This window comes from Nostoc sp. UIC 10890 (assembly GCF_054786515.1).
In genome coordinates this window covers 5,562,420-5,581,164 of record NZ_JBSGKF010000001.1, presented here as the reverse complement: position 1 = coordinate 5,581,164, position 18,745 = coordinate 5,562,420, and the positions used below count along the sequence as shown (strand labels likewise).

Sequence of the window (18,745 nt, the reverse complement as noted above, 5' to 3'; positions counted from 1 at the left end):
TGGGGACTGGGGACTGGGGATTGGGGATTGGGGAAGCAAACAGAAAGTTCTTTCCTCCTAACTCACCACTCAGCACTCACCACTCACCACTCCTAAGTGGGACGATCGCCAAACTCGGAGTTGTAACCTTCTTCACCATGTTCGTTGATATCTAAACCTTGCAATTCAGCTTCCTCTTTAACTCGTAGCCCGACTGTAGCATCGATAACCTTGAGAATAATCCACGTACCAACACCTGCGATCGCATAAGCAATGGCAATTGCTGCTAGTTCAACTCCCAATTCACCAAAATTACCGCGCAACACTCCGTTTTTACCTCCGCCATTGACTTGAGTCGTGGCAAAGACTGCTGTTAAAATTGCCCCCACTGTACCACCAACACCATGCACGGGATATGTATCTAAAGCATCGTCAATTAGCGTTTTATGCTTGAAACTCACAGCATAGAAGCAAACAAAGGCGGTGATCAAACCAATTAAAATCGCTGATAGGGGTGTGACAAATCCGGCAGCGGGAGTGATACCCACCAATCCAGCAACGGCTCCTGTAGCTGCTCCTACAGCGGTTGGTTTACCCCGTAATGATCCTTCCAAAATTAGCCACATTAATGCACCAGCCGCCGCAGCTGTATTCGTAGAGACGAAGGCTGTTGTTGCCACATTTGTTACTAAGTTACCAGAAGTTCCACTAGCAAGAGTTAGAGCACTCCCAGCGTTGAAGCCGAACCAACCAAACCACAATAAGCCAGCACCTAGTAAAATAAACGGAACGTTGTGCGGCGGGCTAAGACGATCGGGATGGGTTTTCCGAGGCCCAAGGACGATCGCTGCTACCAGGGCTGAAACGCCAGAACTAATGTGAACTACTGTACCACCTGCAAAGTCGAGAGCACCCAAGCCACCATATAAACCTAGAAATCCACCTTTAGCCCATACCATGTGTGCCAGGGGGGCGTAAATAAAGGTTGACCACAACAGCACAAACAGACAATAAGCGCGAAAACTCATCCGTTCTGCGATCGCCCCAGAAATTAAAGCTGGGGTGATAATGGCAAACATGGCTTGGTAGATCATGAATCCCTGGTGAGGTATCGTTCCAGCATAAGAAAGAACCTCAGGGGGATTTGACCCTTTCAGATAATCGGTTATCTCTAAGCCGACACCATTCAATCCCAGCCATTGCAATCCACCGATAAACGGTAAACCTGGTGCAAAGGAAAGACTATAACCCCAGAGAATCCAGCTAACTCCCACGATCGCCATCAACACAAAGCTCATCATCAATGTGTTTAGGATGTTGCGCGATCGCACAAATCCACCATAGAAAAATGCTAATCCTGGTGTCATTAGCAGCACAAGGGCTGCTGAAATCAGCATAAATGCCGTATCTCCAGTATCAGCAGCAGGTGGAGTAGCGGCTGGTGTTTGGGCAAAAGCATTGCCCATCAGCGGCCCTCCCAAAAACAGTAGAGTGATAGCCCCAATCATCACAATTTTCTTCAACACTTGTTTTTCTTCCTAAGCACCAATGATTTGTATCCTTAACTACATTTGATTACTTTTAGTTACACATTTTTGTCTTGAAAGTTACTTAACGTTAATTTTGTGGAAATGTTAACAAAAATATAATCCTGCTGGTAGTTGCCAAGATAAAAAACGGTATGAATATGCAATAGTTGCATGTTTATTTTTTGAAGAATAGCATTTTATTCAACCGCCACAAAATCCCAAAATTTTAGTTACTTACTGTTACAAAGCAAAATAATTTTAAATTCTGACAATTATGGTAAATTACCAGAGAATTTACCCAAATATTTCATGATTTATATTAATATCTCCTGCAAAAACGCATAAATATCTGCATGACTGCTTCTCGCAGTTTGGTAGTTAAAAAAGTTTTACATTTTGGGGTGAGGTTATTATCTGTTTAAAAGGGAACAATATAAAAGTTATTGTTCAAAAATAATCTAGAAATTTTACTTAAGTTCTGGGTGCAAACATGATTATTAAAACACCTACTAAAGCTAAACATGCTCCGATTAAGTCATAGCGGTCTGGAATTACCTTGTCTATCTTCCAACCCCAAAGCATTGCCATTGCGATAAACGCGCCACCGTAAGCCGCATACACTCTGCCAAAATTTGCCGATTGGAGAGTTGCAATAACCCCATAGCAAGCTAAAGCAATTCCACCCAATATGCCCCACCAGAAAGGCTTACCTTCGCGCAACCACAACCAAATCAGGTAGCCGCCGCCGATTTCAAAGAAACCAGCCCAGAAAAAATACAGTAGAGACTTGATCATTTGAACGATTATTTCACAAAGTCGAACTCAGTGAAATTACGCTAACGCTTTTAACTAAACTATTGTCATTAATTAAAGTAAGTTTGTTGAATTGGGCATAGGGAATTGGGCATTGGGCATAGGGAATTGGGCATTGGGCATTGGTTATATTATCCTGCTCCCCTGCTCCCCTGCTTTTTCCCTGCTCTGCTACCTCTCCCAGAATGTAGATAAGGCTTAAGGATGAAAGCACCATTACCTGATAACGAAGCAAAGAGAATTGAGATGCTTTTGCAGTATAAGATTCTCGATACCCCACCTGAAGCGGCATTTGACGACCTCACCCGTCTAGCTTCGTATATTTGTCAGACTCCTATCGCCTTAATTAGCTTAATTGATACAAACCGTCAGTGGTTCAAGTCAAAAGTCGGAATGGAAGCCCTAGAAACACACCGAGATTTAGCATTCTGTGCCCATGCTATTCTCCAGCCTGATATTTTGGTTGTACCTGATGCAACAGATGACGAACGGTTTGCTACAAACCCACTGGTAACATCTGACCCAAATATTCGGTTTTATGCTGGTGTACCTCTGACCAATCCAGAGGGATACCCGCTAGGAACCCTGTGTGTAATTGACTACGTACCACGAGAACTTAATCCAGAACAACTGGAGGCATTACGAACATTAGGCCGTCAAGTCATTAAGCAACTGGAATTGCGCCGAAATTTAGCAAGTTTAGTACTTTTTACCAAGAAAGATAAACAATCACAGAGGGTACGCAAGCAATTTTTCCAAAAGATTGCAGCAGGTTTTGCTTTGGCGTCGGCAATTTTAGTTGTGATTGGCGCGGTTTCTTATCAAAATACAAGAGGATCTATTAATAATCGCAGTATCGTAAAAAACACTTACAAAAAACTCAACAGCTTAGAAGAACTACTGTCTCACATCAAGGATGCTCAGACTAGACAAAGTGGTTACATTCTGACTGGAAAACAAATTTATCTCAAACCTTATCAAGCAGCAATTGCTAACGTCGATCAAGAAATTGCCCAACTGAAAAGTCTAACGGCAGATCAACCGGATGAACAAAAGCAGATTGCAACGCTTGAATCTCTGATAACAACTAAACTTACTGAACTAAAACAGACTATCGACTTGCGCCAGAACAAGGGATTAGAGGCGGCGTTGCAAGTACTACTGAGAAATGATGAACAAAATCTCATAAGTGATATCCGCAAGGCGATCAACGAAATGGAAAACGAGGAAAGGAGGAAGCTTCAACAGCGGTTACAAGCAAAACAAGCCAGAATTCGCAACACATTTTTGACACTTGCGATCGCTATCAGCCTAAGTTTTATCATTCTTGCTGTAGTCTACTACTTCATCTATCGTGAGGTAATTGAGCGGAAGAGGACAGAAGAAACCTTAAATCAAGAACGCAACTTTATCTCAGCAGTCCTTGATACAGCCAGCGCGTTGGTAACAGTTCTCGATTCTCAAGGGAAAATCGTTCGTTTCAATCAAGCTTGTGAGCAAATAACGGGTTACTCTTTCGATGAAGTGAGGGGTAGGTATTTCTGGAATGTATTCCTACTTCCTGAAGAGGTGAATTCAGCCAAAGCAGTTTTTGAGCAATTGTTAACTGGTACAGGCTTTCTAGAGAACGAAAACCATTGGGTAATGAAAGATGGTAGTCGCCGACTGATTGCCTGGTCAAATACCTTCTTAAAAGACTATGAAGGATCAGTAGAATACATTGTTGGTACTGGCACTGACATTACTGATCGCAAACGCACACAACAGCATCTAACTGCACAATATGCTGCAACCCGCGTTTTAGCCGAATCCGCCACCATCAGCGAAGCTACTCGCCAAATCTTGCAAGGGATCTGTGAGAGTTTAGCATGGGATTTGGGTGAAATTTGGATGGTGGATCAGCAGGCAAATGTGCTGCGTTTTCTCGATACATGGCATAAAGCATCCCTTGAAATGCAAGAGTTTGAAGCATTAAAGCGGCAAACTACCTTTGCGCCAGGAATTGGATTACCTGGTCGGGTTTGGGCTAGTTCTGAACCTGTTTGGATCGCTGATATTGTTAAAGATATTAATTTTTCTAACTTCAAAATTGCTGCTCAAGTAGGACTACACGCGGCTTTTGGTTTTCCAATCCGCAGCGGTAACAAAATCCTTGGTGTCATTACCTGCTTCAATCGTGAAATCCAGCCGCTTGACGAAGATTTGGTAAAAACGATGAATTCGATTGGTGAGCAAGTGGGGCAATTTATCCAGCGGAAACAGGCTGAAGAAGAAATACAACGCCAAAACTTGCGATCGCAATTATTTACCGAAATCACCCTCAAGATTCGCCAGTCTTTACAAATCGAAGAAATTCTCCAAATCACTGTCGAGGAGGTACAAAAGATCCTCCAGACTGACCGAGTTTTGATCTATCAGCTTTTGCCAGATGAGTCTGCAACCACCGTTATAGAAGCAGTAGTTTCTGGCTTACCAGCAATCAAAGAGCAAAGCATCACCCCTCCCTACTTCCAAGCGGAGTATCTACAACAATACTATCTACAGCAGTACCGTCAAGGAAGGGTTTTAGGACTGGCTAACTTGGATCTGTTAGAAGTTGAACAAAGCCATCTAGAATTAATGCAACAATTTGGGGTCAAAGTCAATTTGGTTGTGCCCATTCTTGTCAAAGAAGAAGTTTGCGGTTTGCTCATAGTTCATCAGTGTGACGATTCCCACCATTGGTCTAGCTTTGAAACTCATCTCTTGCGGCAAATAGCCGACCAAGTAGGTATTGCCTTAGCGCAAGCCCAACTATTAGCAGCAGAAACTCGTCAGCGACAAGAACTTGAAATTGCCCGTCGCCAAGCCGAATTAGCTTCTCAGACTAAAAGTGCCTTTTTGGCAAATATAAGTCATGAAATTCGCACTCCAATGAACGCTGTATTGGGAATGACCAGTTTAGTTTTAGATACTCCCTTAGATGCAGAACAGCGAGATTTTATTGAAACAATTCGGAGTAGTGGAGACGCTCTTTTAAGTTTAATCAACGAGATTTTGGATCTTTCCAAACTTGAAGCTGGAGAAATGGCTCTCGAAACTCTAGATTTTGACCTATCCACTTGTATAGAAGAAGTGGTGGAATTATTGGCTCCTTCAGCCCATAACAAAGGATTAGAAATTGCCGCCATGATTGAGCACAACGTCCCCACCCACCTCCAAGGAGATGCTGGTAGACTGCGGCAAATTCTCATGAACTTAATCAGCAACGCGATCAAGTTCACCAGCACTGGCGAAGTATTAGTACAAGCCGAATTGCGTGCGCTTTCTCCTACTACAGCCACAATCCATTTTGCCATCACAGATACAGGTCTTGGCGTTAGCCCTGAAGACCAACGCAAACTCTTTATGCCCTTTACCCAAGTTGATGCTTCTACCACTCGCAAGTATGGTGGTACTGGTTTGGGATTAGCCATCTGTAAACAACTTGTAACCTTGATGGGAGGAGTGATTGGGGTAGAAAGTCAGGTAGAAAAAGGATCTAAGTTTTGGTTTGAGGTGCTTTTTACCAAGCAAATTGAGCCTGTTTTGCCAAAATGCGATCGCGGACTTTTGCACAATCGCCGCTTGTTAATAGTAGATAACAACGCTACTAATTGCAAAATTATCCGCCATCAAGCTACTTATTGGGGAATGCAGGTAGATCAAGCTGACAGTATTGCTGCGGCTCTCAAAGTTATTCAGAAAGCTTACGAGCAAGGGAAATCATATCATGTTGCCTTGATTGGTATGCAAATACCTCAAACAAATGGCATGACAATAGAAGAACAAATTCAAGCCAATTCGGCAATTGCTGAGATACCTTTGATTATGCTTGCATCTACTAATCAACGGAAGGAAGTGCAGCAGGCACTAAATATTGGATTTGCTGCTTATTTGGTCAAACCCATTAAGCCATCACGACTCCTCAACACCATCATCACTATTTTAGAAACTCAGCCGGAATCAGGGCTAGAGGCTACTGAAGAAATCCAGATTACAGAGACTTCAGCCGTTCTTACTTCCTCTCCCTCTAACGCCGCTACTAAATCCAAGTTAAGAATTCTCTTAGCTGAAGATAATTTGGTGAATCAGAAAGTAGCCTTGAAACAACTCGATAGTTTGGGCTATAAAGCCGATGTCGTTGCTAATGGAAAGGAAGTTTTGCAGCAATTAGAAAAAATTCCTTACGATTTGATTTTAATGGATTGCCAAATGCCAATTCTTGACGGTTTAGAAACCACAAAAGAAATTCATCGTTGGCAAAAGGGCGACTTTGCCTTGCGTCGCCGTCCGGTAGTGATTGCGATGACGGCCAATGCGATGAAAGAAGACGAACAAATGTGTCTCAATGCAGGTATGGATGACTATTTGAGTAAGCCAGTGTTTAAAGATCAATTGGCTGCGACCTTAGAGCATTGGACAGGTGTGATCAGTTCACAACAAGAGGCAGTTGTGTATGAACAGACAGTTTCCAGCGACCTAGCAATTGATTGGGAACACTTGCATCAGATATCGGGACATGATCAAGAATTTGAATTAAATCTATTGCAAATATGCGTTGAAGATATTAAACCCCGTTTAGAGATCATTAAAGTTGCGATCGCATCTCATAACTTTGGGCAAATAGCGCGAGAAGCTCATCACCTTAAAGGTGCCACTGCCAATATTGGAGCCACAGCAATGTATATAGCCGCTGACAAACTAGAACAACTAGCTGACTGTCAAGAGCTTAGAGATACTACTAACTTAATTTCAGAATTAGAAGAATTTGTCAATAGTATTCAAGAATTTTTAATCAAAAACAAAGTTTTCACAATTCAAAATTGAACTAGGGATTGGGGATTGGGGAATGGGGAATGGGGAATGGGGAATGGGGAATGGGGAATGGGGAATGGGGAATGGGGATTGGGAATCATTTCTTTCTTCTCTGACTTTGCGTTCATCTCCCCCTGCCTCCCCTGCTCCCCTGCTCCCCTGCCTCCTCTGCTCCCCTGCTCCCCTGTCTTCCCTGCTCCCCTGCCTCCCCTACTTCCCCACTCCCCACTCCCCACTCCCTACTCCCCGATATTCAGCAATTTCGCCATAGCCAACCGTTGCAGTTTCCCAGTAGCACCACGAGGTAGTTGATCCAAAATGTGAACTTGTTTGGGAATTTTGAAGTCTGCCAGCATAGTTGCACAGTGAGCTAAAAGTTCTTTTTCGCCAGCTTCTACCTTGAGGACAACAGCGGCGTGGATATCTTCTCCTAAAGATTTGTGGGGGACAGCAAAGGCCAAAGCTTCGGCGACGGCGGGATGGCGTAGCAAGACATCATCCACTTCTAAGGGAGAAATTTTTTCCCCACCCCGGTTAATCAATTCTTTAATGCGTCCAGTCAAGCGGAGGTAGCCGTCTGCATCTATAGTACCCTGATCCCCTGTGCGGAACCAACCGTTCACAAAAGCTGTGGCGTTAGCTTCCGGGTTGTTTTCGTAGCCATCTATAACATTGGGTGCTTTGACCACTACCTCGCCCAAGCTTCCCTGAGATAACAGGTTGTCTTCGGAGTCCATAATGCCCACTTCTACACCAAAGCCATAACCTACAGTTCCTGGTTTCCGCACTTTTGGTGGTAGGGGATTGGTGGTCATTAAGTGAGATGCTTCAGTCATGCTGTAAGCTTCCACCACCGGAGCATTAAGAGTTGCCTCTAGCTGTTCAATGATAATTGGGGGCAAGGAAGCGCTACTAGAGCGAATAAAACGAAAGCGGTTAGCTTTGACAATTTCTGTGTTGCGGCTAGCGCGGGCCAAAATTGTCTGGTGCATAGTTGGCGCTGCGGAGTACCAGGTAGGTTTATAGGTATCTACCAGTTTCCAAAACTCCAGGGCATTAAAACCATTGGGACAAATTAGTGTACCGCCTGATGCCAGAGTTGCTAGTAAACAGCCCACCAATCCATGAACGTGGAACATAGGCATTAGACAAAGTGTAGTGTCATCTGCTGTGAGTGAGTAAGCATCAATGAGGTTGCGGGCTGAAGCGATTAAGTTGCGATGACGAATCGGTACACGCTTGGGACGACTGGTGGTACCGCTAGTGTGGAGAATCATCGCGATATCATTGTCCCCAACCAAATTTTCGCAGTCCCCAATCCCCAGTCCCCAATCCCCAGTCCCCAGTTCAAAGCTTAATGTGCCATCAGTGTTTACCTTGGCATTAATCACCATCATGTCAGGTGTGACAGCGGCAATGGCTGCTTCTGGATCTTCAGACAATGTAATCAGTGCTTTTGCCTGAGTATCTTCGTAGTAAAAGGCAAATTCATCTTGCTTATATTTAGGATTTAGGGGTGCAGCAGTGCCACACAGAGAGGCAGCCAAAAAGGTAATAGCCATTGGTGAACCGTTAGTCATAGCAATGGCTATGCGTTCCCCCCGTTTCAATCCAAAGCTGTTGAGTTGGGATACTAGTCCAACAACATTCTCGCGCAATTGCTTATAAGTTAGCGATCGCTCCCCAGGCGTAACAACGGCTAGATGATCGTCTTCCCCTGCCAAAAGCTCAAATAAGTTCATTAGTTTTTACGGTCTGTCAACAGATGACTGATTGACATCCTTACTATGGCTAAAGCTACAGTAAGAATGTCAATCAAACAAGTTTAACTACTTGTATTCTAGATGGGTTGACACTAATGGCTTTCCGATCCACTCCACAAGATTGGATAATTTATTTTAGGACTTACGCAAAATTACGCGCTGTAAGGGCAATACCTGCGGATTCGCTGAAAGCATTCTCGTAAGAGTAACCCCTAGGCGTCTACATGAATTGCCCCTACCGTAAAATCATTCTTTTCGGCTATTGTTTGCGTAAATCCTAATTTGTTGGAAGTCCCTAAATAAAAAGCCCCTGGTCAACACCAGGGGTATCCATCTTTATTCCCTCATATTAGGATCGCATCTGTGAAGCTATAGTAAATCCGTAGCCATGCAATTAACGCATAATATTGATGATTATTTTGCAAGCTATGCTTGGACAGGAATTTACCCAGTGTCATGAATGAGAGCGATGTCTACGACGGGCTATTCGGTGTCGTTTATTTCTCGTCACTTGCTCAAAAAAAGGTTTAGCACCCAGCTAAACCTCTATCTAAACCTCTATATATTTAGTGCTTAAGCAGACATCCCAGATTAATTTAGACTCACTCTTACTTTAGTTCATCTTCCTATAGACTGTATCCAAATATCCTGAAGACTGATATACCATTACCTGATAATTAATAATAAAAGGCTTGGTTTAACCAAGCCTCTATATATACCAAGCATTTACTACACCAAGATTAATTTAGACCGACTCTTACTTTAGTTCATCTTCCTATAGGCTGTGTCCAAATATTCTGATATCTGATATAAGATTTCCTGGTTACTTGTTAAAAAAAAAGGTTTGGCTGTGAACCAAACCTCAATAATTGCTGTGCTTAACAACGTACTAAATTAATTTAGTTCTACTCTGTTTACAGATCATCATCCTAGAGGATGTGTATAAATATTCAGGCATCTGGTACTCAATCACTTGGTAAAATGTTGACTGGTTTATTTAATAAATATATAAAAATCTACCTAAAGAATGAAAAGTCTTGGTTTTAAACCAAGTCTCCATATATACAAAGTATTTACCATATCTAGTCAATTTAGAATTACGTTGACTTCAGTTTATCTTCCTAGAAGATGTGTATAAATATTCTAAAAACAGATATCTCATCAGCTAGATATAAATTTGAAGAAGAATTATAGATTCTCATGAAATACTGCTCGGTTAAGAATATTCGTAAGTCGGGTTAAGGCAATGCGTTACCCAGCAAACCGCTCTAAATATTGGGTTACCCTGTGAGAAGCCCCTTCTCTTCTCTTTCAGAGACGCTAATGCGTAGCTTGCTTCCACGAAGTGGTACGAGAGGCTTTGCGAACCGATCTATGTTCAATTTACCGTTACTCTAATGAGAGGTTATCTTTTGCTGATCTAAGCTTTTATAAAAAAAGACCCTGGGTATTACTCCAGGGTGCATACACGTTTTTCAGGCATTAACAGGCTGAATAATAACTCTGTAAAATAGTTATTTCTACTATCCATAGAATGATACAAATATTGATCTATATATGGTATTGGTAGTTTTTTGTTGCTTAGTCTATTATAGATGGTAATTTTTAATACTAAAAAGACAAGTTGGACGATATTTTCTACTTCTTTAGTATCAGTTGAAACCTTCTGTAATCTGATATTAATCTCTTATTTACATTAGACATAGAGATTGTAGTGTAAGTATTTTGCTTATTATTTCTACGTTTCACTTACTTGATGCTACTCACGAAAAAGGCATGGCTAAAAGCCACGCCCTATATATACCAAGTGTTTACCATACCTAGCTAATTTAGAATTACTTTGATTTCAGTTCATCTGTCTCTAGTGGGTTTACAAAAATTCTCCAAAGTGTTGGCAAATCAAGAATTAATTGACATAAAAAAGCTTGCATTAAGCTAAATATTAATCTAACACCAGTGCTTTATACAATTTACATTAAATTATACTTAATAGGAATTCATGTTAATTAAAAGATGAAGCTACAAGCATAATCTGCAAACAAATATAGGGACTGAGAAAAAGACATATTGTCAGCAAAGCTAGTTAAATAGCAACAATTACTATATGTAATTATGTCTGATATTTTACCAGATATTTAACCAATCACTTAACAAAAAGACTTGGTGATAAACCAAGTCTTAGAGGTTTTTTGAGAAGTCTAATTTATTACTTATATCGGCGATTTGAAATCACGGCTACACAGGGAAAACATGCCTCAGCAGGTTATAAAGCACTGATTTTGTATTAGTTCACAGAGGTGTAATTTGTTTTTGTAGTAGTGAATTATATTCGCCCAATACTTTTTAAATATCCTCTTAGCTCGACTTTATCCAAAATTGATAACTCGGTTGCTGTTAGGGAGTATACAAATATTATAAGAATCTTTATCAGACGATAATGGAAGCCATGAAAAAGGTTTAGCACTAAGCTAAACCTCCATAGAAAGCAGTTATTCGACACACCAGAATTAATTTAGAGCTACTCTTACTTCTGGTCATCTTGCTCTAGGATGTGTACAATAATTCTAAAATATGATACGAATTGATATTGCCATTTTGGCAAGTCATTAAACCTCCTTTAGATAGATAAATAGCTAAATATAGTGAATTAAAAATAAAAATTATCACATTTAAAATTAGCATATAGCAATGCTATAACTTAATAAATAGAAATAACCAAATCATTCGGCAATATTCTGATTGCTTTTAACTTCAAATAATGCTGAATTAATCCATACATTTAAGCTAATTTTATTTTCGGTTATGGGATAAAAACCAGATTGGTATTCCAGTCAGATGTAATAGCATAGTATCCCTGCGCGGACTAAGACAAAACAAGGGGCTTAAGCCCCTTGCTGTATTGTTTGTGTAGAGGCGGTTTCTAACCACCCTTTTAGCTGGAATATTAGCCCAAATCGAAAAGCAAGATTTCGCCGCCGATGTTGGTGCTAATTTCTAGCTGTTCTTCGCCGTTGATCTGCACACCATCGCCGGCTCTGAGTTCTTCACCATTTAAGTTGACTATGCCTTGGGCTACTTGTAACCAGGCATAGCGATCGCTTTTGACTTGATAATTAACAACATCACCTGACTCTAAAACAGATGTATATAACTCAACATCTTGGTGAATTGTCACAGCACCATCGCGCCCATCCTTAGAGGCAATTAAGCGGAGTTTACCGCGCTTTTCTTCGAGAGGAAAAGCTTTTTGTTCATATCTTGGCGTTATTCCTTCTCGATCGGGAAGAATCCAGATTTGTAGCAGGTGCAGTGGTTCAGTTGGTGAGGGATTAAATTCGCTGTGGCTGATTCCAGTACCAGCACTCATAATTTGGGCATCACCAGGGCGAATCACCGACCCAGTACCCAAGCTGTCTTTATGCTCTACAGCACCTTCTAAGACGTATGTGAGAATTTCCATGTCACGATGACTGTGGGTAGGAAATCCAGCGCCAGGGGCGATGCGATCGTCGTTAATAACTCGCAGAGAGCGAAATCCCATGCGGTTGGGATCGTAAAAACTACCGAAGGAAAATGTGTGATAACTATCGAGCCAGCCTGTTTGAGCGTGGCCGCGGTCATTGCGATCGTGAATTAAGTGGGTAATTGTATTTTGAGACATAAGTTTACCTCGTTGTTAATTGTTTTTAGAAGAATTTAGAATTCCAAATTTAGAGTTCTGATTGATTAGACCTAATTTGTAACTATTTAAATAGTAAAGTATATACATATAAAATGAGAAGTACGCACTTAAAAGTGGTGTACTTACCAAAAAGATACTGTGAGATTTGACAGCGGTTTTCAATTGAATGGAATACACTCTTTACAGCAATTTTCAGGTAAATAGACCACAGTGGTTAAACCAACCGAAGGCATCATTTTCAGTAATATAATTTACAGCAAGAGCCATTGCTTGGTCGAGTGATTCCAGTGTGCGTGCTTCACAAGAACGGAGAAATTGCTTCAGTTTCGACCAACACAGTTCTATAGGGGATAAATCAGGAGAATAAGGAGGCAAAACTTGACTTTTGCACCGACTGACTCGATTGCAACTCTTATACACGTCTAATTTAGTCGTAACGCACCAGATTCCCAAGTGCCGTACTCTCAGTGATAATATACCCTACAATTTAAGGTTGAATTTCTAAATGGTATCTAAATATTTTATGGGGTGATTGAGAGTTATTTTTGATCTCAATTTCAGAAAAAATAGTAATAATTTACCAAATCTTTTTCAATTAACTATTGTTTGAAAGTAACAAACAAAAAACTTATATGACAAATTTTTCAGCCATATTAACTATATGATGATAAGAGAAGTGCAATATTTTCTCCAGCATTGAATAACCATTAAAAATTACTCAGGAAGATGAATTATGCCAGTACTTAATATCCTTCATTTAGTTGGATCTGCACACAACGATTTTTACTGTGATTTATCACGCCTTTATGCCCAAGACTGTTTAGTAGCAATAGCAGATAAATCACTTTATAACTTTCAAATTGCATACATCACACCTGATCGCCAGTGGCGATTTCCTAACTCCCTTAGTCGAGAAGATATTGCTCTCACAAAACCAATTCCTCTGTTTGATGCCATACAGTTTATAACAGGGCAAAACATTGACATCATGTTACCACAAATGTTTTGTATTCCTGGAATGACTCAATACCGCGCTCTATTCGATCTGCTCAACATTCCTTACATAGGGAATACTCCAGATATCATGGCCATAGCAGCCCACAAAGCCAGAGCCAAAGCAATTGTCGAAGCGGCAGGGGTGAAAGTGCCTCGTGGAGAATTGCTTCGCCAAGGAGATGTTCCGACAATTACACCTCCAGCAGTCGTCAAACCTGTAAGTTCTGACAACTCGTTAGGAGTAGTCTTAGTTAAAGATGTGACTGAATATGATGCTGCCTTAAAGAAAGCATTTGAATATGCAGATGAGGTGATTGTAGAAGAGTTTATCGAACTTGGTCGAGAAGTCAGATGCGGCATCATTGTAAAAGACGGGGAGCTAATCGGTTTACCCCTTGAAGAGTATCTGGTAGACCCCCACGAAAAACCTATCCGCAACTATGTTGATAAACTTCAACAAACGGACGATGGCGATTTGCGTTTTGCTGCTAAAGATAATATTAAGTCTTGGATTGTAGACCCTAGTGATCCAATTACCCAAAAGGTTCAAGAAGTGGCTAAGAAGTGTCATCAGGCTTTAGGTTGTCGCCACTACAGTTTATTTGATTTCCGCATCGACCCAAAGGGACAACCTTGGTTCTTAGAAGCCGGATTATATTGTTCTTTTGCTCCCAAAAGCGTGATTTCATCTATGGCGAAAGCAGCAGGAATCGCTCTAAATGATTTATTAATAACCGCTATCAATGAAACGTTGGACAAGTAATACAACAGAGTTCATTGGTCATTAGTCCTGTCTTTGGGGACTGAAGTCCCCACTACAAACTGTTTATTATGGGTAATTTGGCGGACATCAGAATTACGAATTACGAATTACGAATTACGAATTACTTAGTCCCCTCCTAATTCCACAAGTTTACCGATATTGAAGTCAATTTTTACCCAGCCTTTGAGTTTTTGCAGATTTTGTAGCAAAAGTAAAGTAATCTGCCAATGGTGCAAAGTTAAAAATGGTATTGGATCATTTATTTGATAAATAGCATCTGTGCCTCGTACTAACCTCTGAAACCAAGTTTGCAATTGTTTTGCAGAGCGAATCCCAGTCAGTCGCCAGATTTCGTGATATATCCAGTAAGTAGGCTTGCTATCAGCTAAAGGTTCTAGAGGTGCAGTTAGGGGAGTTTTCCCAAAATAGGCTTCTGCAACACCTGGGTGATTGTAAAACATTGTAATCGCCGAATGGGTGCGGGGATTACATTCAATGGCATAGGCTGTACCATCTTCAGCTTGGATAAAGTCGAAAGAGACTTGTCCAGTCAATCCCAAATTTTTGACGAAATGTTGCACCCATTGCCGAATTTGGGGATTTTCGACATTTTCATAGTTAATCTGAAACGCAGAAGAATCTGAGCAGCAATGCAACCTTAATTCACCATCCCGAACCGTGCTATGGGTGCATAATTCTTTCCCAGGAATAAACTCTTGCATAATCCAAGGTTTTTCTGGGCTGATGGGTAAACTCTTGACAAAGGCTGCTGTCTCTTCTGGGGTATCACAAGGGAGTTTGGTTAAATTTAAGCGACGAACCGAGTCGTAAGAAATACTTTTAATAATATATTTGCGCGTTTCTTTACTAAAATCAAAGTTGATAACTTGTTCAGGATCGGTAATTTTAAAAGATTTAGGAACAGATAAACCAAGCGATCGCGCCTGATCGGTAAAGGCAAATTTATCATCCAGCATCTTGGTTATCTCAGCTTCGAAGTGAAAAACCTCACAGTATGCTGACAGTGCAGGTTTTGCTAAAGAGTCGTAATAACTAGCTACAGGACTGCACACGGGCACATAAATGTCAACCTTTTCTTTTTTGACGATTTCCAATAGCGCCTGTATGTAGCCTTCTGGGTCATCTTGTGGTGCTGGAACTGTATAAAAACGACTCACAGCATTTGAGAATCTATGCCCAGATAACCAGTATTTGTGACCTTCAACCAGAATAACTCTGTGTCCAGCGGCATGGAATGAGCGAGCAAGTTGCAATGCTTTGGTCATTTTGCCGCCACTGACTAAAATAGTCTGGGGATGGTCAGCTATGGCAGTTTTTTTTGTAAATAGAATGCTCCACAGCAGAGATAGCAATACTATTAAAGCGTTGATGGGTAAGGCTATCAGCAGCAATACTAGAGTTCCCAGAGTCTTGAATAGAGCTACTATTTTTATTCTTATACCCTTTGAGGGCGTTGTGGATTCAGGGAGTGATAAGGAGATTGATTGAGCCATAAGTTTTTCCTTTGCGTGGAATGCTGTCTTTTGTAGGGGCGCACAGATATCATTGGTGTCAACTTAAGCTTAAACGCTTATTCCACATACGTTTTACTCCCCTTAATCCCCCTTGGAAAGGGGGGAAAAAGAAATCCAGTTCCCTCCCCTTTGCAAGGGGAGGGTTAGGGTGGGGTAACGCGCATAGTGATGGTCAGCGAGTGAACTCAATATCACGTCTTCACAAGGGTTTCACATTAAGTTGACACCAATGCACAGATATGCACCCCTACCGGATATTCCATCCAAATAAGAACCGCTATAAAGTAGCCTTTTTGTGATGCTTTGAATTGATAAACGCCTGTTACACCAAGCGTCTAATCAGGGTTATCCCATCTCGTATGGGTAACAGAACTTGCTCTACACGAGGATCTGCGGCGACGATGCGGTTGAATTTAGCGATCGCCTCACCATTAGCAGTACGCTGTTCGGATGGTAAGTAAACTTGTCCCTGTAACAACGTATTATCAACGCAGATTAACCCGTCGGGAGCCAGTAAGTCGCTATCCAAGATAATTTGGAAGTACTCTACATACTCCTTTTTATCGGCATCAATGAAGATCAGATCAAATGATTCCTCTTTAGCCGCCAACTTGTGCAGTGTCTCTAATGCAGGTGCTACTTCTACAAAAATCTTGTCGCCGTGGGGAGACTCCTGAAAACAAGTTTGAGCAAATTCAGCCACATAAGAGTCTACTTCACAAGCAATGAGTCTCCCATCATCTGGTAACGCTTCCGCCATCGCCAAGGCTGAATATCCTGTAAACATTCCCACTTCCAGGATGCGCTTGGCTTTGGTAATATGCACAAACATCTTTAGTGTTTGTCCTTCAAGATGTCCTGAGAGCATTTCCTGCTCTAGTTGACGCACCGTTTCACCATCACTAAAGCGTTTACTCCAGTCTTCTTTGCTGGTCTTTTGCGCTAGTGCTGTCAATGCGGCCGATTCGGGAGTAGTGCAATCATCCAAATAGGGATCTAAACCTGCTGCTAATTGCAAACCTTGGCGCAGAGATGTCAATATCTCTAAAGGAATATTACTCTCTTCTGCTATTTGGAGAGTTTTCTGTAGCTGTGCTACGAGGATGCTGTGTGGCGTAATTGGTCTTGCGGTATCTCGTCCTAAAATACTGGTCATGTTTTCACACTCCCAATAGTTTGGATTCTTCTTGAGTCTCGATGTAAGCGTCAATTCCATCTCCACCACGAGGGTATTTAGCACACAGACATTTGTGTTCAGCTAAGGCTGCATCTAGTTCTTCACGGGTGAAATCGTTAACAAAGAAGCACTCACCAATGGGTTTGGGCATAGCTGCGCGTTGTTTCCCGTCTCGCGTCAAGCTGATAGATTGGGTTGCATACCAGAGCAAATCGCTATCTAGTAAAGGATGATCGATTGATAAACCGATACGACTCATCAAGCTCAAAATGCGATCGCGTTCTCCAGTTGTAATGTAACCACGTCTTGCTGCAATGGTTGCAGATAAAGCCATGTCAATATTGACTGCATGACCGTGGAATAGCGGTACCATCGGGGCTAATTCTAAGGTAGGACTCCAAGTGTGACCATAGGCGATGACGCGATCGAGGTCTAACTCATGCAAATTAGGAGTTTCCAACTCCAGCATAGTTTTAATTGCCTCGTAATTGAGTTTGTGTGCGATCGCTTTCAGTTCACTTGTGCCATTCACATGTCCAAAGTGAGTACGCAACAACTCTTCGCCATATTCATCCAGCAATTCAAAAACTTCAGAGTTGGCAACAACAGCAATTTTGATTAATTCTGCCATGCCATTACGAACTTGAGCCGTTGGTAATGTTTGCAAAAAGGAGAAATCAAGAATAACTTTCAAAGGAGCATGATATGCACCCAAACGATTTTTTAACTTGCGATGGTTGACTGCAACCTTAATCGCCACACCTGCATCAATTAAACCAATCAGTGTGGTAGGAATACGAATGTAGTTGCTCTTGCGACGGTAAGAAGCACATGCAAACCCAGCTACATCAGTGATTAAACCGCCACCCACTACTAACACCGGTTCCTTGCGGATTAAGCCAAAATCAGAAAAAGCATCAACAATTTTTTCAAAGGTTGCAAGGGTTTTAGTCGGCTCAGTAATCACAATGGGAACTACAGTCAGATCAATGTCATAGTGTCTAAAATATGACTTGATTTGCTTGCCGTATAGTCTATTGACATTGGCATCAATCACCGTCAAACAGCGGCCAAATTTCACATAGCTGTCTGCAATTTCTCTGTTATTGATATCAAATGCACCGTTCACATACACAAGACTAAACTCAATTTTTTCGTAACCTTCCACGCGAAATTCAGCTTCCGTTGCTTCAAACGATGCTTGAACATTACTCATTATTTCTGACCTTGATAGAAGTGAAAAATTTGTGATAATTAAGGCGATATTTGAGATTGACCCTGATGTATGGCAATAACAAATTGTGCTCAGAAACGCCAAAAAATTTAGGCATTCTAAAGCAAGCTTTTACTAGAAAAGCTTATTATTATTAGCGAGCGATGCCACTAAATAACATCGTTATTTGTCTAAATTTTGTCAGCTTATCCTCTGATTCGAGGTCGCCTCAAGACTAATCAACTAGTCCCCTTAAAAACTTATTGCCATAACGCTTAGGCTCTTTTGGGATTGTTGACCTGAATTGAGCAAGTTAACCCTAATTTAGATTAACTCCAGCATATAATCGTAGAAAATTAACCTGAATGCAGATTAGCTTCACGATCAACTCTGCTATATCTACCTATAGATATAGAGGTTTTACAACTGTTTTAATTCGCAAAATTTCTAACAGAGAAA

At 41.3% G+C, this 18,745-nt stretch carries 10 protein-coding genes; 2 read left to right on the top strand and 8 right to left on the bottom strand.

Translation table 11 applies throughout. The features are described 5' to 3' along the window. Positions 1-92: 92 nt before the first annotated feature. Together ACWATR_RS23195 and ACWATR_RS23190 are read right to left on the bottom strand one after the other, a co-directional pair. A complete protein-coding gene (locus ACWATR_RS23195; RefSeq protein ID WP_460340619.1) occupies positions 93-1,487 on the bottom strand; it encodes an ammonium transporter in 1,395 nt (464 codons plus the stop codon). A 492-nt stretch (positions 1,488-1,979) separates the two neighbouring features. Then, positions 1,980-2,303 carry a YnfA family protein gene (locus tag ACWATR_RS23190; protein ID WP_460337593.1) on the bottom strand — a complete coding sequence of 108 codons (324 nt, stop codon included), beginning with the start codon at positions 2,301-2,303 and terminating at the stop codon, positions 1,980-1,982. A gap of 222 nt (positions 2,304-2,525) precedes the next feature. Here ACWATR_RS23190 and ACWATR_RS23185 point away from each other — a divergent pair, with 222 nt between their 5' ends. Beyond that, on the top strand, positions 2,526-7,169 hold the full coding sequence (locus tag ACWATR_RS23185; RefSeq protein WP_460337590.1) for a GAF domain-containing protein: 4,644 nt from the start codon (positions 2,526-2,528) through the stop codon (positions 7,167-7,169). A 227-nt stretch (positions 7,170-7,396) separates the two neighbouring features. Here the strand turns inward: ACWATR_RS23185 and ACWATR_RS23180 are convergent, their stop codons facing one another. From ACWATR_RS23180 to ACWATR_RS23170, 3 genes are all read right to left on the bottom strand, one after another. Continuing rightward, positions 7,397-8,899, bottom strand: a complete 1,503-nt coding sequence (locus ACWATR_RS23180; protein WP_460337587.1) for an acyl--CoA ligase — start codon at positions 8,897-8,899, stop codon at positions 7,397-7,399. A gap of 2,965 nt (positions 8,900-11,864) precedes the next feature. After that, positions 11,865-12,581: a pirin family protein gene (locus ACWATR_RS23175; RefSeq protein ID WP_069073473.1), complete on the bottom strand. Its 717-nt coding sequence runs from the start codon at positions 12,579-12,581 to the stop codon at positions 11,865-11,867. Between the two features lie 213 nt (positions 12,582-12,794). Further along, positions 12,795-13,022, bottom strand: coding sequence for a transposase (locus tag ACWATR_RS23170; protein WP_460337584.1), 228 nt, complete (start codon positions 13,020-13,022; stop codon positions 12,795-12,797). Positions 13,023-13,335: 313 nt separating this feature from the next. Between ACWATR_RS23170 and ACWATR_RS23165 the strand changes: the two genes are divergently transcribed. Further along, entirely contained in the window at positions 13,336-14,361 is a 1,026-nt protein-coding gene (locus ACWATR_RS23165; protein ID WP_460337581.1) for a D-alanine--D-alanine ligase family protein, read from the top strand. A 125-nt stretch (positions 14,362-14,486) separates the two neighbouring features. On the opposite strand, the gene ACWATR_RS23160 is transcribed toward ACWATR_RS23165, so the two are convergent. The 3 genes from ACWATR_RS23160 to ACWATR_RS23150 all read right to left on the bottom strand — a co-directional run bounded on the left by ACWATR_RS23160 (position 14,487) and on the right by ACWATR_RS23150 (position 18,289). Next, positions 14,487-15,875 carry an ATP-grasp domain-containing protein gene (locus ACWATR_RS23160; protein ID WP_460337578.1) on the bottom strand — a complete coding sequence of 463 codons (1,389 nt, stop codon included), beginning with the start codon at positions 15,873-15,875 and terminating at the stop codon, positions 14,487-14,489. 343 nt (positions 15,876-16,218) lie between these two features. Continuing rightward, complete coding sequence (locus ACWATR_RS23155) at positions 16,219-17,052, bottom strand: O-methyltransferase (RefSeq protein WP_460337575.1); 834 nt, start codon at positions 17,050-17,052, stop codon at positions 16,219-16,221. A 4-nt stretch (positions 17,053-17,056) separates the two neighbouring features. After that, positions 17,057-18,289, bottom strand: coding sequence for a sedoheptulose 7-phosphate cyclase (locus ACWATR_RS23150; protein WP_460337572.1), 1,233 nt, complete (start codon positions 18,287-18,289; stop codon positions 17,057-17,059). Positions 18,290-18,745 lie beyond the last annotated feature (456 nt).

Coding starts and splice junctions, on each gene's coding strand:
- ACWATR_RS23195 (WP_460340619.1), bottom strand. CDS start 1,487: ATGATTGGGGCTATCACTCTACTGTTTTTGGGAGGGCCGCTGATGGGC.
- ACWATR_RS23190 (WP_460337593.1), bottom strand. CDS start 2,303: ATGATCAAGTCTCTACTGTATTTTTTCTGGGCTGGTTTCTTTGAAATC.
- ACWATR_RS23185 (WP_460337590.1), top strand. CDS start 2,526: ATGAAAGCACCATTACCTGATAACGAAGCAAAGAGAATTGAGATGCTT.
- ACWATR_RS23180 (WP_460337587.1), bottom strand. CDS start 8,899: ATGAACTTATTTGAGCTTTTGGCAGGGGAAGACGATCATCTAGCCGTT.
- ACWATR_RS23175 (WP_069073473.1), bottom strand. CDS start 12,581: ATGTCTCAAAATACAATTACCCACTTAATTCACGATCGCAATGACCGC.
- ACWATR_RS23165 (WP_460337581.1), top strand. CDS start 13,336: ATGCCAGTACTTAATATCCTTCATTTAGTTGGATCTGCACACAACGAT.
- ACWATR_RS23160 (WP_460337578.1), bottom strand. CDS start 15,875: ATGGCTCAATCAATCTCCTTATCACTCCCTGAATCCACAACGCCCTCA.
- ACWATR_RS23155 (WP_460337575.1), bottom strand. CDS start 17,052: ATGACCAGTATTTTAGGACGAGATACCGCAAGACCAATTACGCCACAC.
- ACWATR_RS23150 (WP_460337572.1), bottom strand. CDS start 18,289: ATGAGTAATGTTCAAGCATCGTTTGAAGCAACGGAAGCTGAATTTCGC.